Annotated in this window: 26 protein-coding genes and 1 pseudogene; 14 read left to right on the forward strand and 13 right to left on the reverse strand. The window is 69.6% G+C overall.

From position 1 onward, the window contains the following. The first annotated feature begins 82 nt into the window (after positions 1–82). Both AC1RQF_RS18305 and AC1RQF_RS18310 read left to right on the forward strand, forming a co-directional pair. Positions 83–838 carry a hypothetical protein gene (locus tag AC1RQF_RS18305; RefSeq protein ID WP_492872646.1) on the forward strand — a complete coding sequence of 252 codons (756 nt, stop codon included), beginning with the start codon at positions 83–85 and terminating at the stop codon, positions 836–838. Beyond that, positions 838–1,287, forward strand: a complete 450-nt coding sequence (locus AC1RQF_RS18310; RefSeq protein WP_274001359.1) for a type IV pilin protein — start codon at positions 838–840, stop codon at positions 1,285–1,287. Before AC1RQF_RS18305 ends, AC1RQF_RS18310 begins: the two co-directional genes overlap by 1 nt. A gap of 45 nt (positions 1,288–1,332) precedes the next feature. Here the strand turns inward: AC1RQF_RS18310 and AC1RQF_RS18315 are convergent, their stop codons facing one another. The 3 genes from AC1RQF_RS18315 to AC1RQF_RS18325 all read right to left on the reverse strand — a co-directional run bounded on the left by AC1RQF_RS18315 (position 1,333) and on the right by AC1RQF_RS18325 (position 2,623). After that, entirely contained in the window at positions 1,333–1,725 is a 393-nt protein-coding gene (locus AC1RQF_RS18315; protein WP_274001361.1) for a DUF3318 domain-containing protein, read from the reverse strand. 95 nt (positions 1,726–1,820) lie between these two features. After that, complete coding sequence (locus tag AC1RQF_RS18320) at positions 1,821–2,207, reverse strand: phage holin family protein (RefSeq protein WP_274001363.1); 387 nt, start codon at positions 2,205–2,207, stop codon at positions 1,821–1,823. A 113-nt stretch (positions 2,208–2,320) separates the two neighbouring features. Then, positions 2,321–2,623 (reverse strand): ElaB/YgaM/YqjD family protein, encoded by a 303-nt coding sequence (locus AC1RQF_RS18325; protein ID WP_274001364.1) that lies wholly within the window; start codon positions 2,621–2,623, stop codon positions 2,321–2,323. Between the two features lie 315 nt (positions 2,624–2,938). On the opposite strand from AC1RQF_RS18325, the gene AC1RQF_RS18330 reads away from it, so the two are divergent. Then, positions 2,939–3,577, forward strand: a complete 639-nt coding sequence (locus AC1RQF_RS18330; RefSeq protein WP_252982962.1) for a peroxiredoxin — start codon at positions 2,939–2,941, stop codon at positions 3,575–3,577. 157 nt (positions 3,578–3,734) lie between these two features. Then, positions 3,735–4,065: pseudogene (locus tag AC1RQF_RS18335) on the forward strand (IS4 family transposase); the annotation flags it as partial. A 52-nt stretch (positions 4,066–4,117) separates the two neighbouring features. Here the strand turns inward: AC1RQF_RS18335 and AC1RQF_RS18340 are convergent. Continuing rightward, the gene (locus AC1RQF_RS18340; RefSeq protein WP_492872647.1) at positions 4,118–5,305 is read right to left on the reverse strand and encodes an acyl-CoA dehydrogenase; all 1,188 of its coding nucleotides are present in this window, start codon (positions 5,303–5,305) and stop codon (positions 4,118–4,120) included. A gap of 76 nt (positions 5,306–5,381) precedes the next feature. Here AC1RQF_RS18340 and AC1RQF_RS18345 point away from each other — a divergent pair, with 76 nt between their 5' ends. Continuing rightward, complete coding sequence (locus AC1RQF_RS18345; protein ID WP_492872648.1) at positions 5,382–6,173, forward strand: IclR family transcriptional regulator; 792 nt, start codon at positions 5,382–5,384, stop codon at positions 6,171–6,173. A 56-nt stretch (positions 6,174–6,229) separates the two neighbouring features. Next, the gene (locus tag AC1RQF_RS18350; RefSeq protein ID WP_274001370.1) at positions 6,230–6,634 is read left to right on the forward strand and encodes a GFA family protein; all 405 of its coding nucleotides are present in this window, start codon (positions 6,230–6,232) and stop codon (positions 6,632–6,634) included. A gap of 12 nt (positions 6,635–6,646) precedes the next feature. Here AC1RQF_RS18350 and AC1RQF_RS18355 read toward each other — a convergent pair whose 3' ends face one another. Then, entirely contained in the window at positions 6,647–7,456 is an 810-nt protein-coding gene (locus AC1RQF_RS18355; protein ID WP_274001372.1) for an EAL domain-containing protein, read from the reverse strand. Between the two features lie 258 nt (positions 7,457–7,714). On the opposite strand from AC1RQF_RS18355, the gene AC1RQF_RS18360 reads away from it, so the two are divergent. Genes AC1RQF_RS18360 through fahA form a run of 6 tightly spaced genes read left to right on the forward strand, consistent with a single transcriptional unit; the run spans position 7,715 to position 14,651 of the window. After that, positions 7,715–8,671 carry an MBL fold metallo-hydrolase gene (locus AC1RQF_RS18360; protein WP_492872649.1) on the forward strand — a complete coding sequence of 319 codons (957 nt, stop codon included), beginning with the start codon at positions 7,715–7,717 and terminating at the stop codon, positions 8,669–8,671. Between the two features lie 17 nt (positions 8,672–8,688). Next, positions 8,689–10,353 (forward strand): FAD-dependent oxidoreductase, encoded by a 1,665-nt coding sequence (locus tag AC1RQF_RS18365; protein WP_492872650.1) that lies wholly within the window; start codon positions 8,689–8,691, stop codon positions 10,351–10,353. Between the two features lie 52 nt (positions 10,354–10,405). Further along, entirely contained in the window at positions 10,406–10,630 is a 225-nt protein-coding gene (locus tag AC1RQF_RS18370) for a DUF2783 domain-containing protein (protein ID WP_274001378.1), read from the forward strand. Further along, positions 10,627–11,982, forward strand: a complete 1,356-nt coding sequence (locus tag AC1RQF_RS18375) for an MFS transporter (RefSeq protein WP_274001379.1) — start codon at positions 10,627–10,629, stop codon at positions 11,980–11,982. The genes AC1RQF_RS18370 and AC1RQF_RS18375 overlap by 4 nt, the downstream gene beginning before the upstream one ends. A gap of 24 nt (positions 11,983–12,006) precedes the next feature. Further along, positions 12,007–13,341 carry a homogentisate 1,2-dioxygenase gene (gene hmgA, locus AC1RQF_RS18380; protein WP_274001381.1) on the forward strand — a complete coding sequence of 445 codons (1,335 nt, stop codon included), beginning with the start codon at positions 12,007–12,009 and terminating at the stop codon, positions 13,339–13,341. Beyond that, entirely contained in the window at positions 13,338–14,651 is a 1,314-nt protein-coding gene (fahA, locus tag AC1RQF_RS18385) for a fumarylacetoacetase (protein ID WP_492872651.1), read from the forward strand. Before hmgA ends, fahA begins: the two co-directional genes overlap by 4 nt. Positions 14,652–14,746: 95 nt before the next feature. Here the strand turns inward: fahA and AC1RQF_RS18390 are convergent, their stop codons facing one another. From AC1RQF_RS18390 to AC1RQF_RS18415, 6 genes are all read right to left on the reverse strand, one after another. Then, complete coding sequence (locus AC1RQF_RS18390; RefSeq protein WP_492872652.1) at positions 14,747–15,916, reverse strand: MFS transporter; 1,170 nt, start codon at positions 15,914–15,916, stop codon at positions 14,747–14,749. A gap of 130 nt (positions 15,917–16,046) precedes the next feature. After that, a complete protein-coding gene (locus AC1RQF_RS18395; protein ID WP_274001387.1) occupies positions 16,047–17,216 on the reverse strand; it encodes an MFS transporter in 1,170 nt (389 codons plus the stop codon). Positions 17,217–17,336: 120 nt separating this feature from the next. Then, the gene (gene bluB, locus AC1RQF_RS18400; protein ID WP_274001389.1) at positions 17,337–17,996 is read right to left on the reverse strand and encodes a 5,6-dimethylbenzimidazole synthase; all 660 of its coding nucleotides are present in this window, start codon (positions 17,994–17,996) and stop codon (positions 17,337–17,339) included. Between the two features lie 101 nt (positions 17,997–18,097). After that, entirely contained in the window at positions 18,098–19,099 is a 1,002-nt protein-coding gene (locus AC1RQF_RS18405) for a 2-hydroxyacid dehydrogenase (RefSeq protein ID WP_274001390.1), read from the reverse strand. Positions 19,100–19,143: 44 nt separating this feature from the next. Beyond that, positions 19,144–20,127 (reverse strand): LysR family transcriptional regulator, encoded by a 984-nt coding sequence (locus AC1RQF_RS18410; RefSeq protein ID WP_274001391.1) that lies wholly within the window; start codon positions 20,125–20,127, stop codon positions 19,144–19,146. 305 nt (positions 20,128–20,432) lie between these two features. Continuing rightward, positions 20,433–20,894, reverse strand: coding sequence for a hypothetical protein (locus AC1RQF_RS18415; RefSeq protein WP_274001392.1), 462 nt, complete (start codon positions 20,892–20,894; stop codon positions 20,433–20,435). A gap of 18 nt (positions 20,895–20,912) precedes the next feature. On the opposite strand from AC1RQF_RS18415, the gene AC1RQF_RS18420 reads away from it, so the two are divergent. After that, positions 20,913–22,121, forward strand: a complete 1,209-nt coding sequence (locus tag AC1RQF_RS18420) for a pyridoxal-phosphate-dependent aminotransferase family protein (protein WP_492872653.1) — start codon at positions 20,913–20,915, stop codon at positions 22,119–22,121. A 24-nt stretch (positions 22,122–22,145) separates the two neighbouring features. On the opposite strand, the gene AC1RQF_RS18425 is transcribed toward AC1RQF_RS18420, so the two are convergent. Beyond that, entirely contained in the window at positions 22,146–23,585 is a 1,440-nt protein-coding gene (locus AC1RQF_RS18425; protein WP_492872654.1) for an MFS transporter, read from the reverse strand. A 106-nt stretch (positions 23,586–23,691) separates the two neighbouring features. Between AC1RQF_RS18425 and AC1RQF_RS18430 the strand changes: the two genes are divergently transcribed. Next, positions 23,692–24,603, forward strand: coding sequence for a LysR family transcriptional regulator (locus tag AC1RQF_RS18430; RefSeq protein ID WP_492872655.1), 912 nt, complete (start codon positions 23,692–23,694; stop codon positions 24,601–24,603). Positions 24,604–24,615: 12 nt separating this feature from the next. On the opposite strand, the gene AC1RQF_RS18435 is transcribed toward AC1RQF_RS18430, so the two are convergent. Then, entirely contained in the window at positions 24,616–25,827 is a 1,212-nt protein-coding gene (locus tag AC1RQF_RS18435; protein ID WP_274001396.1) for an MFS transporter, read from the reverse strand. Positions 25,828–25,906 lie beyond the last annotated feature (79 nt).

Here is a 25,906-nt window from a genome sequence, read left to right on the forward strand (position 1 = left end):
ACGGGCGCGTGCAGGCGGCCCGCGATACGCGGGCGCGGCTCGTGTTGTGTCATCGCGTTGCGATCCGCAACCAGGAGGCGGCATGAGGCGGGTCGATGTCAGTAAGCGCGTTGCGCGGTCGGTCCATTGGATGTGCGGTGCGCTACATCGATTGCGCAACGGGCGCGTGCAGGCGGCCCGCGATACGCGGGCGCGGCTCGTGTTGCGTCATCGCGTTGCGATCCGCAACCAGGAGGCGGCGAAGCGGGGCGACGTCGCCGTGCGCGTTGCGTGGCGGGGCAGGCATCACGCTCGTGTCGTGCGCGCGGCTCCGTCGAAAGGCATGGCGCTGCCCGTCGTGCTGGCCGTGATGGCGGCGCTGCTGGCGCTGACTGCCGCGTGGTTCGAGATCGCACTCGTCGAAGCCCGGCGCGGCGTCGGCCTTGCAAGCCGCGCGATCGCGTTTCGTGCGGCCGACGCCGCGCTGGACGCCTGCGTGAGCGCCGTTCTGCGCGGCGATCATGCCGGCGGCGCGGCAAACGGTGGCGTGTCTGCCGTCGACCTCGCCGAGGTCGACGGACCGCATGCCTCTGATCCGGCGCGCGGGCTCGCGCAATGGAGACAGCCCGGTGCGTTCGATGCCGCCGCTGCCATTCGTCCGTTTGCCGCGTGGCCCGACGCCGCGCAGCCCCCGAGCTGCGTGATCGAGCGCGGCGGCGCGCCGGCAAGCGGTGAACTGATCACCGCGCGCGGCATCGGCGCGACGCGGGCGACGGTCGAATGGCTGCAGGCGCAGATCAGAGTGGACGGCGAACGCGTCGTGCGCCGCTGGCGGCGCATCGTGCAGGGCGGCGGCTGATGCGCGTCGTCGTCTCGCGCAGCCCGGCGCGCCTGCGTCGTGGCGTGTCGCTCGTCGAGCTGATGATCGTGCTTGCCGTCGCGGCGGTCCTGGCTGCATTCGCGGTGCCATCCTACCGGCATCACATCGCACGGGGGCACAGGTTCGATGCGATGGCGGCGCTGTATCGGGCCGCGCACCATGTCGAGATGCTCGAGACGGGTTTGCCGGCGCGTCTGCCCGACGGATTCGACCGTGTTCCCGCGCATGGGCGGGCCGTCTATGAACTCGTGCTGCGCGCACCCGAGAGCGGGACGGGGAGCTACACGCTCGAAGCCCGCCCGAGCCCCGGTGGCGCGATGCGCGACGATGCGTGCGGCATCTATGTCCTGCACGCGGATGGCGTCCGCGAGAACCGCGCCGCCGGTGATCCCTCGGTGATGCCCGACGGCTGCTGGTCCACGCGCTGAACAACGAACGGCGCAGCACGAGGCGGGCGCCGTCGCGACGACTGGCTACGCGTTAGCGTCGTCGCCCGTCCGATCGGCGGACCGCATCTGTCTCCAGGCCTGGTAGGCGCCCCAGCCGGCGAGGCCAAGGGCGCCCCACTTGATCGCGGGCTTCAGTCCCGCGCCGAGCAGCGAGCGCATGGGCCGCGCGAGCGCGGCGGAGACGATCGAGCTGATCAACGGATATTGGCTGACGAGCGTGTTGAGGCTCGCGTTCACGCCCTTCGCGGAGCGGCCGAGCGGGCCGCCCGAGAAATTCGGCAGCAGCAGTTTCAGCCACTTGAAATGCGTGACGGCCTGACGCAGCTCCGCGCCCGCCTGGGCAAATTCCAGGCGCTCGACGTCGGAGCGCAGGATCAGCAGTTCCTTGCGCAGCGCGCGGTGCTGGGCCGCGCTCATCGGCCGCCTGGACGACGGCGGGCGGAACGGTTGGCCGGATTCGTATTGGCTCATGGCGCGTGGGCGAGAAAAGTGGAAAGGCGCGCGACGCGCGATCAGGATTTGCCGCGGAACAGCGCGCGGTCTTTTTCCAGCTCGTTCAGCGTGGTCTCGAACACGCTCGGCGCATCGCGCAGGCCGGCGCGCGCCTTCAGCGCGCAGACGAGCCCCGCGATCGCATAGAGCGAAGTCAGGCCGGCAAGCGCCTGCCAGCGGTAGGTGTCCCAGAACGCGATCGCGATCAGCACCGTCAGGCTGATGAGCGCCATGGTCGCCAGCATCATCGCGGCAAGACCGAGGAACAGCACGGCCAGCAGGCGTTCTTTTTCTTCGGCGAGTTCGATGCCGATCAGTTCGAGCCGCGTTTGCAGCAGCGCGAACACGGAACCCAGCAGGCGGCGCAGCGGACCGTGCGCGGACGAGGACGATGAGGTGTCTGTCATGGGGTAAGCAGTGGGCGCGGGCGGGGGACGGCCAGCCCGGAACCGGCCGCGGCGCGGGGCGCCGGCCGGACACCGGGGTGAGTGCGGCAGGCGTCGGCCTGCGCGGCGGCGCGTTACTTGCGGTTGATCAGCAGGCCGACCAGCACGCCGACGCCCGCGGCGATGCCGATCGAGGTCCACGGATGCTCGTGCACGTAGTCGTCGGTCGCGCGGACGGCCTTCTTGCCCTTCTCGACCACGACGACCTGCACGTCAGCCGCTTTTTCCTTTGCCTGCTTGAGGCGCGACAGCGCCTTCTCGCGCAGTTCGGTCGCCCGGTCGCCCGTGCTGCTTGCGGCTTGTTTCAACAGATCTTCTGCATCCGCGAGAACGGTTTTGATATCCGACATCAGTTTCTCCTTGTTGACTTCCGACATTGCGACTCCCTTCATGCTGAAGCGTACCGCACCCCGACATCCTAGCGAAACCCGTGCCCGCTGGCGAGCGAACCCGGTCGATCGTGGGCGCGCGGCGTTTTCACGCCGAGTCATCGGCCTGCAAAAGTGATAAAGACTTGATCCGGAACGAAAAAGTTTCCGGCATGGCTTACCGCGTCGGCAAAAATGACAAAAATATATGAATATCTGACGGAATAATCGTTCGCGCCGCGCGCAGGTTCCCGTAAGCTCGACTATTCCCCGTGCGCGCCGTGCGCGCGGATTCCGCCCACGCACCGATCAAGGAGCTGCAACATGAGTCTACGTCTTGGCGACACCGCCCCGGATTTCGAGCAGGATTCGAGCCTCGGCCGCATCAAGTTCCACGAATGGCTCGGCGACAGCTGGGGCGTGCTGTTCTCGCATCCGGCGGACTACACGCCCGTGTGCACGACGGAGCTGGGCCTGACCGCGAAGCTCAAGGACGAGTTCGCGAAGCGCAACGTGAAGCCGATCGCGCTGTCGGTCGACAGCGTCGAGTCGCACCAGGGCTGGATCAACGACATCAACGAGACCCAGGCGGCGAGCGTCGGCTTCCCGATCATCGCGGACGGCGACCGGAAGGTCTCGCAGCTGTACGACATGATCCACCCGAATGCGAGCGAGACCTTCACCGTGCGTTCGCTGTTCGTGATCGACCCGAACAAGAAGGTGCGCCTCACGATCACCTATCCGGCGAGCACCGGCCGCAACTTCGACGAAGTGCTACGCGTGATCGATTCGCTGCAGCTGACCGACAACTACAAGGTCGCGACGCCGGGCAACTGGAAGGACGGCGACGATGTCGTGATCGTGCCGTCGCTGAAGGACGAGGACGAGATCAAGCAGCGCTTCCCGAAGGGCTACAAGGCGCTGCGTCCGTACCTGCGTCTCACGCCGCAGCCGAACAAGTAAGCGGCGCCGTCCGGAAAGAAAAACCCCCGGCATGCCGGTAATGCCGTTCAGTTAAGACCTGAACGGCATTTTCTTTTGGGGTTGGAGTTGTAACCGGCGGGCCAAGCTGCTCGCGTTTGGCGCGATGCTGACCGCCCACCCGATCTTCATGCTGGATCGCAACCGGACCGTCGACGGCATCTACCAGGCAATCGGGGGGCGTTGATCGCCTACAACCTGATTCGTCGCGAAATGGCTTGCGCTGCCTTCGAGGCCAAGTGCGAACCGAGCGAACTCAGCTTCGTTCGCTCGCGCCATCTCATCCAGCACGAAATGATGTGGGCCGCGCGTACGCCTGCCTTCGCCAAGCTGCCCGCCGTCCTCAGGCGACTTCGCGCACACCTCAAGCTGCTCATCAACGTAAACGGCCCGATCGCAAATGCGATCGGGCCGTCAAGTCCCGTCCTGCTCGTTATCCCGTCCGCTTCCTAGGAAAGAACCTTAACTGAACGGCATTAGCGCTGACAGCGGCGCTTTTTTCATGCGGAAGCGGGGCGTCGCTCAGAAGAACGCCTGGATGCCCGTCTGCGCGCGCCCGAGGATCAGCGCGTGGATGTCGTGCGTGCCCTCGTAGGTGTTCACCACCTCGAGATTCACGAGATGGCGAGCGACGCCGAACTCGTCGGAGATGCCGTTGCCGCCCAGCATGTCGCGGGCGAGCCGTGCGATGTCGAGCGACTTGCCGCACGAATTGCGCTTCATGATCGAGGTGATCTCGACGGCGGCCGTGCCTTCGTCCTTCATGCGGCCGAGCCGCAGCACGCCTTGCAGGCCGAGCGTGATCTCGGTCTGCATGTCGGCGAGCTTCTTCTGGATCAACTGGTTCGCGGCGAGCGGGCGGCCGAACTGGTGGCGGTCGAGCACGTACTGGCGCGCGGTGTGCCAGCAGGATTCGGCCGCGCCGAGCGCGCCCCACGCGATGCCGTAGCGCGCCGAGTTCAGGCAGGTGAAGGGGCCGCGCAGGCCGGTCACGTTCGGCAGGCGGTTCTCTTCCGGCACGAACACCTCGTCGAGCACGATCTCGCCCGTGATCGACGTGCGCAGGCCGACCTTGCCGTGAATCGCAGGCGTGCTGAGGCCCTTCCAGCCCTGTTCGAGGATGAAGCCGTGGATCGCGTCGCGGCCGTCTTCCTCCAGCTTTGCCCACACCACGAACACGTCGGCGATCGGCGAATTGGTGATCCACATCTTCGCGCCCGACAGCGCGTAGCCGCCCGGCACCTTCTTCGCGCGCGTCACCATGCTGCCCGGATCCGAGCCGTGGTTCGGCTCGGTCAGGCCGAAGCAGCCGATCCATTCGCCGCTCGCGAGCTTCGGCAGGTACTTCTGTTTCTGCGCCTCGGAGCCGAATTCGTGGATCGGCACCATCACGAGCGACGACTGTACCGACATCATCGAGCGATAGCCCGAATCGACGCGCTCCACCTCGCGCGCGATCAACCCGTAGCTCACGTAGTTCAGGCCCGGGCCGCCGTATTGCTCGGGGATCGTCGGCCCGAGCAGGCCGATTTCGCCCATCTCCCGGAAGATCGCCGCGTCGGTGCGCTCGTGACGGAACGATTCGGTCACGCGCGGCGCGAGCTTGTCGCGCGCGTAGGCGTGCGCGGCGTCGCGCACCATGCGTTCGTCTTCGCCCAACTGCTGGTCGAGCAGCAGTGGATCGTCCCAGTGGAAGCTTGCAGCGGCCATCGTCTCATCTCCTCGCTTGACTGAGGTTCCGCAGTGCGGAACAATGTTTTGCAAATTGCACTCAGTGTAGCACCCGATGATTCTTTCGACCATGGACGACACCCCGCTCGACGAACGCAAGTTCGTCGTCGCGCTGGCCCGCGGGCTCGATCTGCTGCGCGCGTTCCGGCCCGGCGAGACGATGCTCGGCAACCGCGATTTCGTCGAGCGCACCGGCTTGCCGAAGGCGACGGTCAACCGCCTCGCGTACACCCTGTCCGTGCTCGGCTACCTGCGCTACGACGACGCGCTCGGCAAGTACGCGCTCGACACGGGCGTGCTGTCGCTCGGCTATGCGCTGCTGGCGGGCGCCGACGCGCTCGAACTGGCCCGGCCGCACCTGCGCGCGCTCGCGCGCGAGATCGGCGCGGCGGTGTCGCTCGGCTGCCGCGACGGCCTCGACATGATCTATCTGGAGACGATCCGCAGCGAGACCGCCTTGACGCTCGGCCTCGCGGCCGGTTCGCGGCTGTCGATGCTGACCAGCTCGATGGGGCGCGCCTATCTCGCGGTGCAGCCCGTCGAGGTGCGCGAGGCGCTGTTCGCGGAGCTGCGCAAGGGGGCGGGCGGGGGGCGCGCGGCCGCCGCGCAGATCGAGGCGGCGCGGCGGGCGGTCGACGAATTCGCGGCCACCGGCTGCTGTTATTCGTTTCGCGACTGGCACGACGACGTGAACGCGGCCGCGGTGCCGTTCCGCGAACCGCGCGAAGGGCGCTGGCTGATCCTGAGCTGCAGCGGGCCGGCCTCGTCGATGAGCGAGGCGGTGTTCCGCAACCGGATCGGCCCGAAGCTGCGCGCGCTCGCCCGGCGTTTCGGCCAGCCGGCCTGACGGCGCGAAACCGTTGCGGTATCGTGGGCGGGCGCGGGCCAACGGTGGGAGGCGGCATGACGGAACGGGAAGAACTGGAGGGCGGCTGCGCCTGCGGCGCGATCCGCTATCGGATCGCCGGCGTGCCGGCCGACGCGGGCTTTTGCCACTGCCGCCTGTGCCAGCGCACGACGGGCGCGGCGCTGCTCGCCTCGGCGTCGGTGCCGGCCGGCGCGTTCGTCTATCTGCGCGGCGTGCCGCGTGAATATCCGTCGAGCGCGTGGGGCATGCGCCGTTTCTGCGCCGAGTGCGGCACGCAGCTCGAATTCCGGCGTCACGACGCGCCCGGCACAGTGGAAGTCAATTACGCGACGCTCGACGATCCGTCGCGCGTGCGTCCCGCCTGGCATATCTGGTATGCGAGCCGTTTTCCCGGGCTCGAGATCGCCGACGACCTGCCGAAACACGACGGCGAGGGTTGAACCGCGCGCCGCTCAGGTCGCCGTGGCCGGATGCGAGAACACCGGCCCCTGCATCAGCCGCACGTCGTGCTGGCGCAGCAGCTCGAACTGCGCCTCGTCGGCCACCTGGTCGAAGATCAGCGGGATGTGCACGCGCTGCGCATAGGCGACCAATGCCTTCACCATCCCGTCGCGCAACGCGATCGCGGCATCCATCTTGATGTAGTCCGGCCGCGCCATGTCCGATTCGACCGCAAGGATCCGCCCCGGGTCCGGCAGCTTGTCCGCGACCTTGAAGCCGTGATGCTGGTAGCTCTTCGTCAGGTAGCCGAGGAAGGTCTTGTGCGCGACCGCGACGGCGGGCAGCTCGATCACGATCCGCTCGGGGTGCAGGCCGAAGCTCGTCAGCACCGACGAGAAATGCTTGCCGTGGTCGTACTTGACGCTCTTCAGCAGCCGCTCGTGCACGCGCAGGAACAGCAGCCCGTGGCGTTGCGCGCCGAAGAAGTTGATCGCGTGCAGGCAGCGCGCGAGGCGGTCGAGCGCGACGAGCGACTGGTCGTCGATCACCGCGTCGAACGGATCGAACGGTGCGCCGCCCACCTGTGTCACCGCCTGGAAACCCAATTCGTCACCAAACCGCTCGATCGTGTCCGACAACGACGTCGATTGCGGCGCGCCCGGCATCGTCACGTCGTAGATCGGCTCGTAGGCGCTGTCGAGTGTGAGGCCGCGCAGCCGGGCGCATGCGACCCGGGCCCCGTCGTCGAGCGCGAGGTGTTCGCGCAGGAACGGCAGCGCGCCGGCGCGGGCGACCAGCTCGGGAATGGTGGGCGCGATCATGGACTCCGGATGGAAGAAAGGCGACCGAAGTGGCCGCCGTATTACTGATATTAGCAGCGCCAATCGGGAACGGCTCGGCGAATTGCTGATAAGGATATCGGGGTCGGCCTTCGTCGCTCAGGGTATACGTTGATTTCACTAATCGTAATTCGTTTTACCATGCGTAAATTCCGGCACTTGTCGTAGATCAGTACGCGGACGGCGCGGCGCGCCACGTCGTCACGGCATTTCCCCTCAATACGGAGCAAGGAGCGAGACATGGCGGTCGAGAAGAAATTTGCATCGCAGGCGGACCTGGCGGAGAAGAAGGTGACGTTCGAGCGCCTCTCCGAGCATGCCTACGCCTATACCGCGGAGGGCGACCCGAACACCGGGATCATCATCGGCGACGACGCGGTGCTGGTCGCCGATACGCAGGCGACGCCCGTGATGGCGCAGGACGTGATCCGCCGGATCCGCGAGGTCACCGACAAGCCGATCAAGTACGTGCTGCTCACGCACTATCACGCGGTGCGGGTGCTGGGCGCGTCCGCGTACGGCGCGGACCACGTGATCGCGAGCCAGGACACCCGCGACCTGATCGTGGAGCGCGGCGAGGCCGACATGAAGAGCGAGATCGGGCGCTTTCCGCGCCTGTTCCGCTCGGTCGAGTCGGTGCCCGGGCTGACCTGGCCGACGCTGACGTTCCGCGGCGAGATGACGCTGTGGCTCGGCAAGCTCGAGGTCCGCATCATGCAGCTCGGGCGCGGCCACACCAAGGGCGACACGGTCGTCTGGCTGCCGCAGGAGAAGGTGCTGCTGTCGGGCGATCTGGTCGAGTACGGCGCGACGCCGTACGCGGGCGACGCCTACTTCCAGGACTGGCCGCACACGCTCGACGCGATCGCGGCGCTGCGCCCGGAGAAGCTCGTGCCGGGCCGCGGCGCGGCGCTCAAGACGCCGCAGGAAGTGGCGGACGGGCTCGCCGGCACGCGCGCGTTCGTGAGCGAGCTGTACGTGCGCGTGAAGGCGGGCGCGGCCGAGGGGCGCGATCTCAATGCGATCTACAAGGACACGTTCGCGGCGCTGAAGCCGGGCTTCGGCGACTGGGTGATCTTCGATCACTGCATGCCGTTCGACGTGACCCGCGCCTACGACGAGGCGACCGGCTATCCCGACCCGCGCATCTGGACCGCGGAGCGCGATCGCGAGATGTGGCAGACGCTCGAAGGCTGAGCGGCGCGGCGGCGATCATGAGCATCGACTACCAGACGCTGAAGTTCGCATACCGCCCGTGCGCGGCCTCCCGCGACGCGGCGGCCGCGCCGCTGCCGGTGATCGTCGTCGGCGCGGGCCCGGTCGGGCTCGCCGCGGCGATCGACCTCGCGCGCCAGCGCGTGCCCGTCGTGCTGCTCGACGACGACGACACGCTGTCGAGCGGCTCGCGCGCGATCTGCTTCGCGAAACGCACGCTCGAGATCTTCGACCGCCTCGGCTGCGGCGAGCGCTTCGTCGAGAAGGGCGTGCGCTGGCAGGTCGGCAAGGTGTTCCTGCGCGACGCGCTGATCTACGCGTTCGACCTGCTGCCGGAGCCGGGCCATGCGCGGCCCGCGTTCATCAACCTGCAGCAGTACTACGTCGAGGGCTACCTGGCCGAGCGCGCGGCCGAGCTGCCCGATCTCGCGCTGTGCTGGCGGCACAAGGTCACGGGGCTCGCGCAGACGGCCGATGGCGTCGAAGTCGCGGTCGACACGCCCGACGGCCCGCGCACGCTGCGCGCGCGCTACGTGGTCGCGGCGGACGGCGCGCGCAGCGCGCTGCGCGCGATGCTCGGCCTCGACAGCGCCGGCCGCACCTTCAAGGACCGTTTCCTGATCGCGGACGTGCGCATGAACGCGCCGTTTCCGGCCGAACGCTGGTTCTGGTTCGACCCGCCGTTCCACCCGAACCAGTCGGTGTTGCTGCACCGCCAGCCCGACAACCTGTGGCGCATCGATTTCCAGCTCGGCTGGGACGCCGATCCGGTCGCCGAGAAGCAGCCGGAGCGGGTGATCCCGCGGGTGCGCGCGCTGCTCGGGCCGGACGTCGATTTCACGCTCGAATGGGTGAGCGTCTATACGTTCCGCTGCCAGCGCATCGCGCATTTCCGCCACGGCCGCGTGCTGTTCGCGGGCGATGCGGCGCACGGCGTGTCGCCGTTCGGCGCACGCGGCGCGAACAGTGGCGTGCAGGATGCCGACAACCTCGGCTGGAAGCTCGCGCTGGTATTGGACGGCCGCGCACCCGAGCGGCTGCTCGACAGCTACGCGAGCGAGCGCGAGTACGCGGCCGACGAGAACATCCGCCATTCGACCCGCGCGACCGATTTCATCACGCCGAAGAGCGCGATCTCGCGCGTGTTCCGCGACGCGACGCTGACGCTCGCGCGCGACTGCGAATTCGCGCGCCGGCTCGTCAACAGCGGACGCCTGTCGGTGCCGGCCGTGCTCGCGGATTCGCCGCTCAACACGGCCGATCGGCCCGGCGACGCGTTCGCGGGGCCGCTCGTCCCGGGCGCGGCGGCGGCCGACGCGCCGGTGCGCGCGGCGCACGGCGACGCCTGGCTGCTGCGCCATCTCGGCGACGGCTTCACGGGCCTGCTGTTCGGCGCGCTGGCCGATGCGCCGGCACTCGTCGACGCGCTGCGCGGCCATGCGCTGCCGATCGCGCCGGTGCTGGTGGTGCCGGCGGGCGAGGGCGGGACGGCCGACGGCGTCGACGTGCTCGAGGATCTCGACGGCCTCGCCGCGCGGCGCTACGACGCGCGGCCCGGCACCTTCTATCTGCTGCGGCCGGACCAGCACGTCTGTGCGCGCCTGCGCGCGCTCGACGCGGGCGCGGTGCGCGCCGCGCTGGCGCGCGCGATCTGCGCCGCGTGAAACCGATGCGCGCGCCCTTGCCACACGCATCCCCATGAAGCGGAGACCTTCGATGCCCCTCGACACCCGTTCGCGTTTGCCGGATCCCGACGCGTTCTATGAAGCGCTGATCGACATGCACCGCGACCTGTCGGACAGCGAGAGCCAGCTCGTCAATGCGAAGCTGATCCTGCTGCTCGCGAACCAGGTCGGCGACCTGACGGTGCTGCGCGAGGCGATGGCGCTCGCGCGCGCCGGCGCGGCGCGCGTCGCGCCCGCTGCGGAGACGCCGCGATGAGCGCGCCGGCCGCGACCGCGCGCGTGCTCGAGATCGAGCGCGTGATCGACGAGACCGATCGCCCGGTGTTCCACTGGATGCTGCTCGCGCTGTGCGGGCTGTGTCTCGTGATCGACGGCTTCGACGCGCAGGCGATGGGCTACGTCGCGCCCAGCGTGATCGCCGAATGGGGCGTGCCGAAGCAGGCGCTCGGCCCGGTGTTCAGCGCGAGCCTGTTCGGCATGCTGCTCGGCGCGCTCGGACTGTCGGTGCTGGCCGACCGGATCGGCCGGCGCCCGGTGCTGATCGGTTCGACGCTGTTCTTCGCGCTGAGCATGCTCGCGACGCCGTTCGTGTCGACGATTCCCGCGCTGATCGCGCTGCGCTTCGTCACGGGGCTCGGGCTCGGCTGCATCATGCCGAATGCGATGGCGCTCGTCGGCGAGTTCAGCCCCGCAGCGCATCGCGTGAAGCGGATGATGATCGTGTCGTGCGGCTTCACGGTCGGCGCGGCGCTCGGCGGCTTCGTCAGCGCCGCGCTGATCCCGGCGTTCGGCTGGCGCGCGGTGTTCGTGGTCGGCGGCGCGGTGCCGCTCGTGCTCGCGCTCGTGATGCTCGCGCGCCTGCCCGAATCGCTGCAGTTCCTCGTGCTGAAGGGGCGCGACGCGCAGGCGCGCCAGTGGCTCGCCGCGTTCGCGCCGGGCCTCGCGCTCGACGCCGGCACGCGGCTCGTCGCGCGCGAGACGGCGGCGGCGGGCGCGCCCGTGGCGGAGCTGTTCCGCGCGGGCCGGCTGCCCGTCACGCTGCTGCTGTGGTCGATCAGCTTCATGAACCTGATCGACCTGTACTTCCTGTCGAACTGGCTGCCGACCGTGATGCGCGACGCCGGCTACACGCCGGGCGTCGCGGTGATCGTCGGCACCGTGCTGCAGACGGGCGGCGTGATCGGCACGCTGTCGCTCGGCTGGTTCATCGAGCGCCACGGCTTCGTGCGCGTGCTGTTCGCCTGCTTCGCGTGCGCGGCGCTGTCGGTCGGGCTGATCGGCACGGTCGCGGGCTCGCTGCCGTGGCTGCTGGCGGCGGTGTTCGTCGGCGGCTTCTGCGTGGTGGGCGGCCAGCCGGCCGTGAACGCGCTCGCGGGCCAGTACTACCCGACCGCGCTGCGCTCGACCGGCATCGGCTGGAGCCTCGGCATCGGCCGGATCGGCTCGGTGCTCGGGCCGCTCGTCGGCGGACAACTGATTGCGCTCAACTGGTCGAACGGCGCCCTGTTCCACGCGGCCGCGCTGCCGGTGCTGGGGTCGGCGCTGTTCGTGCTGGGCCTCGCGGGCGTGACGCGGCGGCGCGGCGGGCAGACGCCGCGCGCCGCTTGAGAATGATGATGGAGAACGACAACCATGACGCTTGACCTTTCGACACCCTGCGCGGCCGGCTACCAGAGCGGCTTCGCCAACGAGTTCGCGACCGAGGCGCTGCCGGGCGCGTTGCCGCAGGGCCGCAACTCGCCGCAGCGCGCGCCGTACGGCCTCTATGCGGAGCAGCTGTCCGGCACGGCCTTCACCGCGCCGCGCGGCCACAACCGCCGCGCCTGGCTGTACCGGATCCGGCCGGCCTCGATGCACCGGCCGTTCGAGCGGTTGGAAGGCGCGCACCGCATCGTCGGCGATTTCGCGGATTCGGCCGACGTGCCGCCGACGCCGCCGAACCAGCTGCGCTGGGATCCGATGCCGATGCCGAGCGCGCCGACCGACTTCATCGACAGCTGGGTGACGATGGGCGGCACCGGCTCGGCCGCGGCGATGAACGGCTGCGCGATCCACCTGTATGCGGCGAACCGTTCGATGGAGGATCGCTTTTTCTACAACGCGGACGGCGAGCTGCTGATCGTCCCGCAGCAGGGGCGCCTGTTCATCATGACGGAGTTCGGCCGCCTCGACGTCGAGCCGTGCGAGATCGCGGTGATCCCGCGCGGCGTGCGCTTCGCGGTGTCGCTGCCGGACGGCGAGGCGCGCGGCTATATCTGCGAGAACTTCGGCGCCTTGCTGCGCCTGCCGGATCTCGGCCCGATCGGCGCGAACGGGCTCGCGAACCCGCGCGACTTCCTCACGCCGGTCGCGGCCTACGAGGACCGCGAAGGGACGTTCGAGCTGGTCGCGAAGCTGAACGGCGTGCTGTGGCGCGCGGAGCTGGGCCATTCGCCGTTCGACGTGGTCGCGTGGCACGGCAACTACGCGCCCTGCAAGTACGACCTGCGCGTGTTCAACACGATCGGCACGATCAGCTACGACCATCCCGATCCGTCGATCTTCCTCGTGCTGCAGTCGCAAAGCGACACGCCGGGCGTCGACACCATTGACTTCGTGATCTTCCCGCCGCGCTGGCTCGCGGCCGAGGATACGTTCCGTCCGCCCTGGTTCCATCGCAACGTCGCGAGCGAGTTCATGGGCCTCGTGCACGGCGCCTACGACGCGAAGGCGGGCGGTTTCGTGCCCGGCGGCGCGAGCCTGCACAACTGCATGTCGGGCCACGGGCCGGATGCCGAATCGTTCGAGAAGGCGTCCGCCGCCGACACGACCCGGCCGCACAAGGTCGATCACACGATGGCGTTCATGTTCGAGACCCGCACGCTGATCCGTCCGACCCGCCACGCGCTCGATTCGGCGCAGCGGCAGCTGAACTACTTCGAGTGCTGGCAGGGCATCCGCAAATACTTCAATCCGGAGCAACGATGAGCTTGACCCCCGAACTGCGCGCGACCCTCGATCCCGCGCGCAAGAGCTGGCTGCAGTCGGCCAATGAGGTCGACTGCGATTTTCCGATCCAGAACCTGCCGTTCGGCGCGTTCAGCGATGCGCGCCATCCCGCGCCGCGCGCGGGCGTCGCGCTCGGCGACATGATCATCGATCTCGCGGCGCTGCAGCGCGCGGGCCTGCTTGACCTGCCGGAGGGCGCGCCGCGCGACGTGTTCGAGCGCGCCGCGCTGAACGGCTTCATCGCGCTCGGGCGCGAGGTCTGGCGCGGCGTGCGGGTGCAATTGAGCACGCTGTTCGAGGCGGCGCACGCGCGCCTGCGCGACGACGCCGCGCTGCGCGCGCGGGTGCTCGTGGCGCAGCGCGACGCGACGCTGCATCTGCCCGTCGAGATCCCGGGCTACACCGATTTCTATTCGTCGAAGGAACACGCGACCAATGTCGGCTCGATGTTCCGCGATCCCAAGAATGCGCTGCTGCCGAACTGGTCGGAGATGCCGATCGGCTACAACGGCCGCGCGTCGTCGGTGGTGGTGAGCGGCACGCCGGTGCGCCGGCCGAACGGCCAGCTCAAGCTGCCGGATGCGGAGCGTCCGCAGTTTGGCGCGTGCCGCAAGCTCGACATCGAGCTGGAGACGGGCTTCATCGTCGGACGCGGCAACGCGCTCGGCGAGCCGATCGCGTGCGAGGACGCGGAGTCGCACATCTTCGGCATGGTGCTGCTCAACGACTGGAGCGCGCGCGACATCCAGCAGTGGGAATACGTGCCGCTCGGGCCGTTCAACGCGAAGACCTTCGCGACCACGATCTCGCCGTGGATCGTCACGCTCGACGCGCTCGAGCCGTTCCGCGTCGCGCAGCCCACGCAGCAGCCGGAGCCGCTCGGCTACCTGCGCCACGCGGGCGCGCACGGTTTCGATATCGATCTCGAAGTGCGCCTGCGCGCCGAGGGCGCGTCCGTCGCGACGACGATCGCGCGCACCAACTTCAAGCACATGTATTGGACGATGGCGCAGCAGCTCGCGCACCACACGGTGTCGGGCTGCAACACGCGGGTGGGCGACCTGATGGGTTCGGGCACGATCAGCGGGCCGACCCGGGATTCGTTCGGCAGCCTGCTGGAACTGACCTGGAACGGCAAGGAGCCGGTTGCGCTGGACGGCGGCGGCGCGCGCGCGTTCATCGAGGACGGCGACGAGCTCACGCTCGCGGGCTGGTGCCAGGGCGAGGGCTACCGGGTCGGGTTCGGCGTCTGCGCGGGGAAGATCCTGCCCGCGTTGGCGCACGGCTGACGCGCGGGGCCCCGGCGCCATGCCGGGGCCGCAGCGAAACGGCGGCCCTTGCGCGGCCGCCGTTTCGCTGCGCGCCGAGAACGGCGCGCGGCGTTCTACGATCCGGCGCGCAGGTCGCCCTGCGGCAGCGCGCGCCGCTCCCACAGCGCGGCCGCGAGGAACACGAGGACGCCGGCGACCAGCACGCCGACCATCGAATTGCTGCCCCAGCGTTCCATCAGCGCGCCCGCGAGCAGCGGGCCGCCGAAGCTCGCGGCGCTCCACGACGCCGACACCAGCGAGCTGGCGGTGACGAGCGCCGCGCCGCGGAAGCGCTCGCCGCAGGCGACGAGCGACAGCGTGTAGATCGCGCCCGCCGCCGCGCCGAGCACGAACAGCAGCGGCCAGCACAGCCACGGCGTCGCGACCACGAGCGGCAGGAACGGCATCAGCGCGAGCACCACGACGCCCGCGCCGAGATGCACGCGCTCGCGGCCGAGCCGGTCCGCGAGCCAGCCGATCGGGAATTGCATCGCGGTGTCGCCGAACAGCATGATCGACGCGAACAGCACCGCGGCCGCGCCCGTGACGCCGTGGTCCATCGCGTAGATCGGCAGGAGCGACAGCGCCAGCGTATCGAACAGCGCGAAGAACGCGGTGCCGATGATCAGCGCGGGCATCATCGGCATCACGCGGCGCCAGTGATCGTGCTGTTCCTGGTGGGGCCCGTCGGTGAGCGGCGCGCGGCGGATCGAGGCGAGCGACGGCAGCGCGAGCAGGAACAGCGCGCCGCACAGCGCGAAGCGGCCGGCCGTCCAGTCCGCGATCTGGCTGACCAGCACCGGGCCCGTCATCTGGAACAGCGTGAAGGTGGTCGCATAGATCGCGACCACGCGGCCGCGCGTCGCGTCGTTCGCGAGCTGGTTCACCCATGCCTCGCCGATCGTGAACAGCAGGATCAGCGCGGCGCCGCACAGCACGCGCAGCAGGCTCCACGCCACCAGGTTCGTGGTGAACTGCATCAGCACGGTGGCGGCCGACAGCAGCAGCACCGAGGCGACGATCATCTGGCGCGCGCCGAAGCGGCCGGTGATGCGCGACACGAACGGCACGATCAGGAGCCCGCCGCCCGCCTGCGCGGCGGTCAGGAGGCCGATCACGTCGGTGCCGTGGCCGGCTTGGTTCAGCGCGAGCGCGGTGAGCGGGAGGGTGGCGCCGGTGCCGAGGCCGACCACGGCGACGCTGAGGATCAACGCGAGGAAGTCGCGGGTGAGGACGGTTTTCATCGGGCGTGATGCTACACCGGCCGTTCGGGCCAAAACAAACAGGGAAGTATCGGCGTGGCCGATGGATGACGCGGGTCAGGCCCGGCGGAGCGGGGCGGCCCGCGGGCGCGCCCCGGGGCGATGCCCGGGCTTATGCCGCGCCGGTCGAGCCCGCCACCGGCCGCCGTTCGAGCGACGCGGACCACGCCGTGAGCGCGAGCGCCGCGACGGCGATCGCGGCGCCGAGCCACGGCAGCTGCCCGAGCGGCACGCCGGAACCGATCGCCATGCCGCCGAGCCAGGCGCCCGTCGCATTGCCGAGGTTGAACGCGCCCTGATTGAGCGTCGATGCGAGATTCGGCGCATGGCTCGCGCGGTCGACGATCAGGATCTGCAGCGGCGGCACGATCGCGAAGGCGAGCACGCCCCACACGAAGATCGTCGCGAGCGCGGCGTACGGCTCGCGCATCGTCGCCGAGAACAGCGCGAGCACGACGCCGATCAGCGCGAGCGTCGCGAGCAGCGACGGCATGCGCCGCCAGTCGGCCAGCTTGCCGCCCGCGGTGCCGCCGATGGTGAGGCCGACGCCGAACAGCAGCAGCACGAGCGTGACCTGGTGCGGCGTGAAGCCCGTCACGTCCTCGAGGATCGGCGTGATGTAGGTGAACACGGAGAACAGGCTCGCCGACGCGAGCACGCTGATGCCGAGCACCATCAGCACCTGCGGGTTCTTCAGCACGCTGAATTCGCGCGTGATGCTGGTGCCGGGCATCTCCAGCTGCTTCGGCAGGCAGACCGCGAGCGCCGCCGCGGCGAGCACGCCGATGCCGGTCACCGCCCAGAAGGTCGAGCGCCAGCCGAACGCCTGCCCCAGCGCGGTGCCGAGCGGCACGCCGAGCACGTTGGCGAGCGTGAGGCCCGTGAACATCAGCGCGATCGCCTGCGCGCGCCGGTTCGGCGCGACGAGGCTGCTCGCGACCACCGAGCCGATGCCGAAGAACGCGCCGTGGCAGAACGCGGTGACGACCCGCGCGGCCATCAGCACCGCGTAGCCGGGCGCGAGCGCGCACAGCAGGTTGCCGACGATGAACAGGCCGATCAGCCCCATCAGCGCGCGCTTGCGGGGCATCTTCGCGGTCGCGACCGCGAGAATCGGCGCGCCGATCGTCACGCCGAGCGCGTAGCCGGACACCAGCATCCCCGCGGCGGGGATCGACACGCCGAGATCGCGCGCGACATTGGGCAGCAGGCCCATCACGACAAATTCGGTGGTACCGATACCAAAGGCGGCAACGGCAAGGGCGAGGAGAGGCAGGGGCATCGCGGTGTGGGAGCAGGAGCGCCGCCGCCGTCACGGGCGGCGGGATGCGGCGCGCGGGCAGGACAGCCGCGATTCTAGCTCAGTAAAAACCCGGATGCAGGGCGCTGATAAGGGGTTGGATCAGTCGCCGGGCGGCGGGGTGGGCGCGCCGTCCCAGGCGTTCTCGAACAGGCAGGCTTCGAGCGGCAGGCGGGCGGCCCAGCGGGTCTCCTCGAGCATCGGTTTCGCGTAGAACGCGTCGACGTGGCCGAGGCACAACACGGCGATCGGCTTCGCGCCGGCGGGCATCGCGAGCAGCGCGCGCAGCGCGTCGACGTCGAACAGCGACACCCAGCCCATGCCGAGCCCCTCGGCGCGCGCGGCGAGCCACATGTTCTGGATCGCGCAGGCGGCCGACGCGAGATCCATTTCCGGCAGCGTGCGGCGGCCGAACACATGTGCTTCGCGCCGGTCGGCGAGGGCGACGACGAGCAGCTCGCCGCATTCGCGCACGCCTTCGACCTTGAGCCGCATGAATTCGTCGTGGCGCTCGCCGAGCGCATCGGCGGTGGCGCGGCGCTCGGCCTCGACGAGCGCGTGGATCCGCTCGCGCAGCGCGGGGGCGGTGACCCGGATGAAGCGCCACGGCTGCATGAAGCCGACGCTCGGCGCGTGGTGCGCCGCGCGCAGCAGGCGGGCCAGCACGGCGGGGTCGATCGGGGCCGGGGTGAAATGGCGCATGTCGCGCCGCTCGAAGATCGCGCGGTAGACGGCGGCGATCGCGGGTTCGTCGAAACGCATGGGGACGGCGGCTGGAAACGGGTGGCGGCAAGATCCGCCACGATAGCAGACCGGCGCGGGGGCGGGCCCGGACGCTCAGGCGTCGAGGTCCGGGCGCGGGCTCACGCGTGGCTGGGCAGCACGAGGTTGCGCGGCGCACCCTCGCTCCATGCGCGGATGTTGTCGAGCGTGGTCTGTGCGATCTCGGCCAGCGCCTCGCGCGTGAAGAACGCCTGGTGCGAGGTGACGATCACGTTGGGGAAGGTCAGGAGCCGCGCGAGCACGTCGTCCTGCAAGGGCTCGTCGGAGTGGTCCTCGAAGAACAGCCCGCCTTCTTCCTCATAGACGTCGAGCCCGAGATGGCCGAGCTGGCCGCTCTTGAGCGCGCCGATCAGCGCGTGCGCGTCGACGAGGCCGCCGCGCCCGGTGTTGATCAGCATCGCGCCGCGCTTCATCTGGGCCAGCGTGCCGGCGTTGATCAGGTGGCGCGTCGACGGCAGCAGCGGGCAGTGCAGGCTCACGATGTCGGATTCCGCGAGCAGGACGTCGCGTTCGACATAGTGCGCGCCGAGCGCGATCAGCGCGTCGTCGTACGGCGGCAGCGAGTGCACGAGCACGCGCATCCCGAAGCCCGCCATGATGCGCGCGAACACGCAGCCGATCAGCCCGGCGCCGATCACGCCGACGGTCCTGCCGTGCAGGTCGAAGCCGAGCAGGCCGTCGAGCGAGAAATCGCCGTCGCGGGTGCGCGCGACGGCGCGCGGCAGCCGCCGGTTGAGCGCGAGGATCAGCGCGACCGCGTGTTCGGCGACGGCATGGGGCGAGTAGGCGGGCACGCGCACGACGGCGAGGCCGAGACGCTCGGCCGCCGCGAGGTCGACGTGGTTGTAGCCGGCCGAGCGCAGCGCGATCAGGCGGGTGCCGCCGTCCGCGAGCCGTGCGAGCACGTTGGCGTCGAGCGAGTCGTTGACGAACGGGCACACCACGTCGTAGCCGTGCGCCAGGATCGCCGTCTCGGCGTCGAGGTGCGACGGCTGGAAATGCAGCCGATAGCCGAACGGTCGATTGGCCAGGTTGAACGAATCGACGTCGTACTGACGGCTGCTGAACACGATGACGCGCACGGCCTTTCTCCTGCGGGTGGTGCGCGCAGTGTAACGCAGGCCGCTTATTGCAGGCCGGTGACGATCTCCGGCCGCTCGACCGCGCCCGATTCGCGCATGAACGCGAAGTGGCCGTTCGCCTCGAGCTTCTGGCCGCCGAAGTGGTAGAGCGCGTGTTCGACGAAGCTGCGCGTGCGCGCCGGCAGGAACTGGCGGTTCGGGTAGACGATCGACAGCTGGGTGTCGGGGTCGTCGACCCGGAATTCGCCGAGGATCCGCACCAGCTCGCCGCTTTCCAGCGCCTCGGCGATGAAGCTCTCCGGCAGCAGCGCGACGCCGGTGCCGGCCAGCGCGGCCGCCCGCACCATCCAGTTGCTGTTGACCGTGTAGGTCGGGTGCAGCGACACCAGGTGGGTGAAGTGCTCGGGGTCGGAGAGGCGCCAGTTGGTGCGGTGCTGGTCGGCCGACAGCGTGATGAAGGTGTGGCGCGACAGGTCGTCCGGGCGATGCGGCTCGCCGTGGCGCGTGACGTAGTCGGGCGACGCGCACAGGGCCAGCGTGTTCGGCGCGAGTGCGTGGCCGATCAGCGCCGGATTGCCGTCGAGGCGGCTGCCGGTCACGATGCCGACGTCATAGCCGGCGTCGAGCACGTCGACCGGCCCTTCGGCGATCGTCAGCTGCACCGTGACTTTCGGATATTGGCGACGGAAGCTGTCGACGAGCGGGGTGACCTTGACCGGACATAGCGAGCCGGAGATCACGACCCGCAAGGTGCCGACCGGCTCCCGCACCGCGTGCGCGACCGATGCTTCGAGATGATCGAATTCCTCCAAGAGCGCCCGGCAGCCGTCGAGATACCGCGTGCCGGCTTCCGTCAGCGCGAGATTGCGCGTCGTGCGATGGATGAGACGCGTGTTCAGGTGCGCCTCGAGCATTGCGATCGAGCGGGTGACGAGTGCGTTCGAGACGCCCAGCTTGCGCGCGGCGCGCCGGAAGCTTTGCAGTTCGGCGACGCACACGAACACCCGCATGGTTTGAATTTGGTTCATTTGGTTTCGGCCCGTTTGAATGATTATGTAGTGTTTTACTGCCCTGCTTTACTGCTCCTGCCATAAGGCAGGCCGCCGCTGTCGGATCAACGCCGGCACCGCCTTAATTCGAAATATCGATTGCCGGGCAAATTGTTCAATAAGGCGGTGGGACTAGTCAACTGCATACTTCATCAGGGTATCGGGAAATAAACCCGGCGCGGAGTGAAACAGCAAGATCCGCGCGTCGGCGGAGGGGAGGATTTTTTCCCGACACCCATGGAAATTCGCGAGATTCTAATGGTGCGCCTCACGTACAATTTTGTTCATTTTTCTTTTATTTTTATGTAAGTTGATGAACAAAAAGAAGATTTTGTTTTATTGTATGCGTGCATGTGCATCGAGTTTAGCGTGAGAAGGTCGAAGGCATTGCGGATGGCGGAACGCATGATTGATTTTTTGGGCGCGCAGCGGAATTGCTGCACTGCACCGTATGATTGATGTTTGTCAGCTTGATGAATTATTTGTTTGAGGCCGGGCAATCGAATTTGCGCGGCGTCGGGCGCACGGCGCGAGCGGAATTTCCGACCGGGAAGCGCATTTGCCGCGCGTGAAACCGGATCCGGATCGCTTATCGGGAATCGGAAATGTCCGGCGAATGGGTTTGGCTTATGCGCGGCGCGCGGCCCGGCGTGCGCGGCCGCACCGCCGCGCGCGCCGGGGCTTGCGCATTCGGGCGGTTCCGGGAATGATCGATCACTTCGCCGCCGCCCGCGCGGCCCGTCCAACCCGTTCCGCTGCGCCCCATGTCCACCGATTACTCGCCGATTCCGTGTCCCGTCGTCGTGTCGCTCGACGCGATCCTGCCCGAAGAACCGCTGCTGATGATGGGCGCCGGCCCCGTGCCGATCCCCGCCGCGGTCGCCAAGGCCAACACGATCGTGATCAACCACCTCGGCGCGACCATGGCCAAGGTGATCGAGCAGGTGAAGGAGATGGCGCGCTACGTGTTCCAGACCCGCACCAAATGGGTGCTGGGCGTCGCCGGGCCCGGTTCCGCCGCGATGGAGATGGCGATCTCGAACCTGGCGTGGCGCGGCACGCGCGTGCTGTCGATCCGCAATGGCTTCTTCAGCGCGCGGATGGGCGAGATGGCGACGCGGGTCGGCGCCGAGGTCGCCTACCTGGAGGTGCCCGATCGCAGCGTCGCGAGCCTCGACGAGATCGCGTTGGCGATCGCGCGCGAGCGTCCCGAAATCGTCACGATCGTGCACGGCGAAACCTCGAATACGGTCTGGAACCGCGACCTGAAGGACGTCGCGGCGCTCGCGAAGGCCTCCGGCGCGCTGGTGGTGGTCGACGCGGTGTGCACGCTGTCGACCATGCCGCTCGACATGGACGCGTGGGGCATCGACGCCGTGATCACCGGCGGCCAGAAGGGCCTGTCGTCGATTCCGGGGGTGTCGCTGATCGCGTTTTCCGACGCCGCGTGGGAGCGCATGAAGAGCCGCCCGGAGCCGAACGCGCACTGGTGTCTCGACATGTCGCTCGCCGAGAATTTCTGGCACAACGCCGGCTACCACTACACGGCGCCGGTGTCGGGCGTGTTGGCGCTGCACGAGGCGCTGCGGCTCGTCTGCGCGGAAACGCTGGAGAACCGCTACGCGCGCCACCAGCGCTGTTCGGCGGCGCTGCAGGCGGGCGTGGCGGCGATGGGGCTCGCGCTGTACGCGCCCGAGTCCTGCCGCCTGAACTCGGTGGTCGGCATCGAGGTGCCCGAGGGGCTCACGCCCGGCCTGATCTGCGGGCACATCTCGAAGCATCACCAGGTCGAGATCTCGGGCTCGTTCGGCTTGCCGATCGTGCGGATCGGCCAGATGGGCGAGCAGTGCCGCGAGCACAACCTGTTCCGCACGCTGCATGCGTTCGGCCGCACCATGGTCGACCTGAAAGTGCCGGTGGATCTGCCCGCCGGCGTGGCGGCGCTCGAGCAGGAGCTGTCGCGCCGCGGTTGACGCAGGCGCGAAGCCGCCCGCGCGTCAGCCGACGTGCAGCGGCTGCGTCGGCGCGGCGGCCGTCCGCCGGATCCGCAGCGCCACCAGCACGCCGCTGAGCGCGACGAGCGCGGTGCCGGCGAGCGCCGCGCGCAGGCCCTGCTCGGTCGCGAGCGCGAGCGCCGCGCCGTGCCTGCCGAGCGTGCCGTGGTTGGCGAGCGCGACCAGCGCGGCGAGCCCGAGCGCGCTGCCGATCTGCTGGGCGGTCGACGCCATGCCCGACGCGACGCCTTGCTCGCGCGGCGCCACGCCGCTCGCGGCGGTGATCCACATCGCGGTCCAGGTGATGCCCTGGCCGACGCTCAGGATCGCGATGCCGGGCAGGAGCAGCGCGAAGCCGCGTCCGGCCGGCAGCGCCGCCACGATCCAGCCGAGTCCCAGCGCGCCGAGCGCGAGCCCGGCGGCGAGCGTCGCGCGGGCGCCGAGGCGCGGCAGCAGCCGCGTCGACAGATGGATCCCGACGGTGCACAGGAGCGTGGCCGGCAGGTAGGCGAGGCCGGTCTGCAGCACGCTGTAGCCGTACACCTGCTGGTAGTAGAGCGCGAGGAAGTAGTACTGCGCGCCGAAGCTGCTCATGAACACGCAGGTCAGCACCATCGCGGCGCGCAGGTTCGGGTTGCGCAGCAGGTGCAGCGGCATCAGCGGATCGCGGCCGCGAAGCTCGATCACCACGAACAGCGCGAGCAGCGCGACCGCGCCGGCCAGCGCGGCCGGCACGGGCGGCGCGAGAAAGCCGCCGTCCGGTCCCTGCACCAGCCCGAACACGAGCAGGGTCGCGCCCGACGTGACCGTCAGCGCGCCCGCGAGATCGAAGCGGCGCGCGCGTTCGCGCGGCGCGTCGCGCGGGATCAGCGCGCCCGCGGCGAGCGCCGCCGCGCCCGACAGCGGCGCGCAGGCGAAGAAGATCGCCTGCCAGCCGAAGCCCTCGGTCAGCACGCCGCCGAGCAGCGCGCCGAGCGCGAGGCCCGCCGCCGACGCCGCGCTCCAGATCGCGAGCGCGCGGTTGCGCGCCGGGCCCTCGGCGAAGTGCGTGTTGATCAGCGCGAGCGTCGCGGGGAACAGGAAGGCGCCGCCGAGCCCCTGCGCCGCGCGCGCGGCGATCAGCGCGCCGCTCGTCGGCGCGAGGCCGGCCGCGAGCGACGACAGCGCATAGAGCGCCTGGCCGAGCACGTACATGCGGCGGCGGCCGAGCAGGTCGGTCGCGCGGCCGCCGAGCAGCAGCGCGCCGCCGAAGGCGACCGTATAGGCGCTGATCACCCATTGCAGCTGTTGCGCGGAAAACCGCAGCGCCGCGCCGATCGCGGGGAGCGCGACGAACACGATGGTGGCGTCGAGCGCGATGATCAGCTGCGCGAGCGCGAGCAGCGCGAGCATCCAGGCGGTGCGGCGGGAGGAGTGGGCGGGAAGCGTGGCGCAGGCCGTCATGATCGAAAGGGGAAGTGTACGGAGCCGCCAGTCTGATCTATGCTTTCATGCTGATAAATGGCTGCTTGTTGCTTTCAGTAATGAGAAAAATCATGGATGGCGAACGATGGACCTGAATGCGGTGCGCATGCTGGTCAAGGTCGCGGAGACGCGCAGTTTCACGGCGGCGGCCGCCGCGCTCGCGCTCACCCAGTCGGGGCTGTCGCGCGCGATCGGGCGGTTCGAGACCGAGCTGGGCGTGCGGCTCCTGCATCGGACCACGCGCAGCGTGAGCCTCACGCCCGACGGCCAGCTGTTCTACGAGCGCTGCGCACCGTTGCTGGTCGAATTCGACGCGGCCGAGCAGCTGCTGGTCGATCGCCGCTGCGCGCCGTCCGGCCCGCTCAAGATCACGACGCCGCTCGCGCTCGGCCGCATCGTGCTGTTGCCCGTGATCGCGGGCCTGACCGCGCGCTATCCGGATCTGCAGGTCGAGGTGTCGATGACGGACCGGGTGGTCGACCTGACCGAGGAAGGGTATGACGCGGCGATCCGGCTCGGGGCGGTGCAGGATGCGCGGATCATCGCGCGGCCGCTCACGGCGCTGCGCTGGGTCACGGTGGCCGCGCCCGCGTATCTGAAACGGCGCGGCACGCCCGCGCATCCCGACGCGCTGGAGGCGCACAACTGCATCGTGGTGCGCAACGCGCGCACGGGCAAGCCGGTGGACTGGCAGTTCCGGATCGACGGGCGGCTCCGGCGTTTCGCGGTGCGCGGCAACCTGACCTTCGACATCGGCGACGCGCTCGCGCAGGCCGCGCTGCTCGGGCACGGCATCGCGCACGTGCCCGCCTTCATGGTCGACGACGCGCTCCGGCGCGGGCAGCTCGTGCCGCTGTTCGAGGACTGCGTGCGCCGGCCGATGCCGGTGTCGCTGGTCTACCCGCCGTCGCGGCAGTGTTCGCTGAAGATCGGCGCGCTGGTCGGCGCGCTCGCGGGCGTCGACGGCGCGCCGCCCGCATGGGCCGAGGGGCTGTAGCGGCGGGGCCGCTCAGGCGGCCGCGCCGCTGCCGCGCGGGCGCGCCTGGCGCTGGAACATCAGCACCGACAGCACGACGCCGGCCGCCGACGCGGCGGCGGCGAGCAGGAACACCTGCGGATAGCCGAACGCGCCCGCGACGTAGCCGGCGAGCGGCCCGGTGAGGCCGAGCGACAGATCGAGGAACACCGAGTAGGCCGACAGGGCCGCGCCGCGGCTCGCGGGCGGCACGAGCGCGACCGCTTCAACGCCGAGCGCGGGGAAGATCAGCGCGAAGCCGAAGCCGGTCAGCGCGGCGCCGGCGAGCGCGACGTGCGGCAGCGGCGCGAGCCACAGCAGCAGCAGGCCCGCGCATTCGAAGGCGAACGACACGATCGCGACGCGGAAGCCGCCGTAGGTCTTGATCGTGTTCGCGAACAGGAGGCGCGCGCCGATGAACAGCGTGCCGAACACGGTCAGCGACAGCGCGGCGTTGTCCCAATGGCGCGCCGCGTAGTACAGCGTGATGAAGGTCGCGATCGAGCCGAAGCCCGCGGAGCCGAGCGCGAGGCCCAGGCCGTGCGGCAGCACGCGCGTGAACACGCTCGCATAGGACATGCGCTCGCCGTGCACGACCGGCACCGGGGCGATCAGGCGGGCCAGGTGGTAGCCGCCGGCCGCCAGCGCGATCACGAGCGCGCCGATCAGCGCCGGGTTCAGCGCGTGCGCGATCGCGACGCCGAGCGGCGCGCCGAGCGCGAGCGCGCCGTAGGTCGCGATGCCGTTCCACGAGATCACGCGCGCGTTGTGGGCGATGCCGACCCGGCCGATGCCCCACAGGATCGCGCCGGTGCCGACGAGGCTCTCGCCGACGCCGAGCACCAGGCGGCTCACGACCAGGAGCGCGAGGCTCGCGGCCGGCCAGCGTGCGAACAGCAGCGCGATCAACAGGCAGGCGCCGCTCGCCGCGCAGCCGACCAGGCCGCGCAGCACCGTGCGCTTCGGACCGAGCGTGTCGGCGAAGCGGCCGGCGAGCGGGCGCGACGCGAGCGTCGCGAAGTACTGCACGCTGATCGCCGCGCCGGCGACGATCGCGCTGAAGCCGAGGTCGTCATGCACGAAGCCCGGCAGCACCGCGAGCGGCAGGCCGATGGTCAGGTAGCAGATGAAGGTGAACGAAACGACGGAGACGATCTGAAGTGTCGTCTTGAATGCGCTGTGAGAGGCGGCGGAGTCGGTAGACATGGGGACGGATCAAGGGGGGCGACGTGCCGGTGGCGAAAGGCGAATTCTTGCATGGAACCGGTCCGCATGCAGGGACCGC

The sequence above is a fragment of the Burkholderia sp. GW821-FHT14F03 genome, from assembly GCF_058803765.1.

What these genes read in the sequence shown, in the direction of transcription:
- AC1RQF_RS18305 (WP_492872646.1), top strand. Translation starts at nt 83, where the DNA reads ATGAGGCGGGTCGATGTCAGTAAGCGCGTTGCGCGGTCGGTCCATTGG.
- AC1RQF_RS18310 (WP_274001359.1), top strand. Translation starts at nt 838, where the DNA reads ATGCGCGTCGTCGTCTCGCGCAGCCCGGCGCGCCTGCGTCGTGGCGTG.
- AC1RQF_RS18315 (WP_274001361.1), bottom strand. Translation starts at nt 1,725, where the DNA reads ATGAGCGCGGCCCAGCACCGCGCGCTGCGCAAGGAACTGCTGATCCTG.
- AC1RQF_RS18320 (WP_274001363.1), bottom strand. Translation starts at nt 2,207, where the DNA reads ATGACAGACACCTCATCGTCCTCGTCCGCGCACGGTCCGCTGCGCCGC.
- AC1RQF_RS18325 (WP_274001364.1), bottom strand. Translation starts at nt 2,623, where the DNA reads ATGTCGGAAGTCAACAAGGAGAAACTGATGTCGGATATCAAAACCGTT.
- AC1RQF_RS18330 (WP_252982962.1), top strand. Translation starts at nt 2,939, where the DNA reads ATGAGTCTACGTCTTGGCGACACCGCCCCGGATTTCGAGCAGGATTCG.
- AC1RQF_RS18340 (WP_492872647.1), bottom strand. Translation starts at nt 5,305, where the DNA reads ATGGCCGCTGCAAGCTTCCACTGGGACGATCCACTGCTGCTCGACCAG.
- AC1RQF_RS18345 (WP_492872648.1), top strand. Translation starts at nt 5,382, where the DNA reads ATGATTCTTTCGACCATGGACGACACCCCGCTCGACGAACGCAAGTTC.
- AC1RQF_RS18350 (WP_274001370.1), top strand. Translation starts at nt 6,230, where the DNA reads ATGACGGAACGGGAAGAACTGGAGGGCGGCTGCGCCTGCGGCGCGATC.
- AC1RQF_RS18355 (WP_274001372.1), bottom strand. Translation starts at nt 7,456, where the DNA reads ATGATCGCGCCCACCATTCCCGAGCTGGTCGCCCGCGCCGGCGCGCTG.
- AC1RQF_RS18360 (WP_492872649.1), top strand. Translation starts at nt 7,715, where the DNA reads ATGGCGGTCGAGAAGAAATTTGCATCGCAGGCGGACCTGGCGGAGAAG.
- AC1RQF_RS18365 (WP_492872650.1), top strand. Translation starts at nt 8,689, where the DNA reads ATGAGCATCGACTACCAGACGCTGAAGTTCGCATACCGCCCGTGCGCG.
- AC1RQF_RS18370 (WP_274001378.1), top strand. Translation starts at nt 10,406, where the DNA reads ATGCCCCTCGACACCCGTTCGCGTTTGCCGGATCCCGACGCGTTCTAT.
- AC1RQF_RS18375 (WP_274001379.1), top strand. Translation starts at nt 10,627, where the DNA reads ATGAGCGCGCCGGCCGCGACCGCGCGCGTGCTCGAGATCGAGCGCGTG.
- hmgA (WP_274001381.1), top strand. Translation starts at nt 12,007, where the DNA reads ATGACGCTTGACCTTTCGACACCCTGCGCGGCCGGCTACCAGAGCGGC.
- fahA (WP_492872651.1), top strand. Translation starts at nt 13,338, where the DNA reads ATGAGCTTGACCCCCGAACTGCGCGCGACCCTCGATCCCGCGCGCAAG.
- AC1RQF_RS18390 (WP_492872652.1), bottom strand. Translation starts at nt 15,916, where the DNA reads ATGAAAACCGTCCTCACCCGCGACTTCCTCGCGTTGATCCTCAGCGTC.
- AC1RQF_RS18395 (WP_274001387.1), bottom strand. Translation starts at nt 17,216, where the DNA reads ATGCCCCTGCCTCTCCTCGCCCTTGCCGTTGCCGCCTTTGGTATCGGT.
- bluB (WP_274001389.1), bottom strand. Translation starts at nt 17,996, where the DNA reads ATGCGTTTCGACGAACCCGCGATCGCCGCCGTCTACCGCGCGATCTTC.
- AC1RQF_RS18410 (WP_274001391.1), bottom strand. Translation starts at nt 20,127, where the DNA reads ATGAACCAAATTCAAACCATGCGGGTGTTCGTGTGCGTCGCCGAACTG.
- AC1RQF_RS18420 (WP_492872653.1), top strand. Translation starts at nt 20,913, where the DNA reads ATGTCCACCGATTACTCGCCGATTCCGTGTCCCGTCGTCGTGTCGCTC.
- AC1RQF_RS18425 (WP_492872654.1), bottom strand. Translation starts at nt 23,585, where the DNA reads ATGACGGCCTGCGCCACGCTTCCCGCCCACTCCTCCCGCCGCACCGCC.
- AC1RQF_RS18430 (WP_492872655.1), top strand. Translation starts at nt 23,692, where the DNA reads ATGGACCTGAATGCGGTGCGCATGCTGGTCAAGGTCGCGGAGACGCGC.
- AC1RQF_RS18435 (WP_274001396.1), bottom strand. Translation starts at nt 25,827, where the DNA reads ATGTCTACCGACTCCGCCGCCTCTCACAGCGCATTCAAGACGACACTT.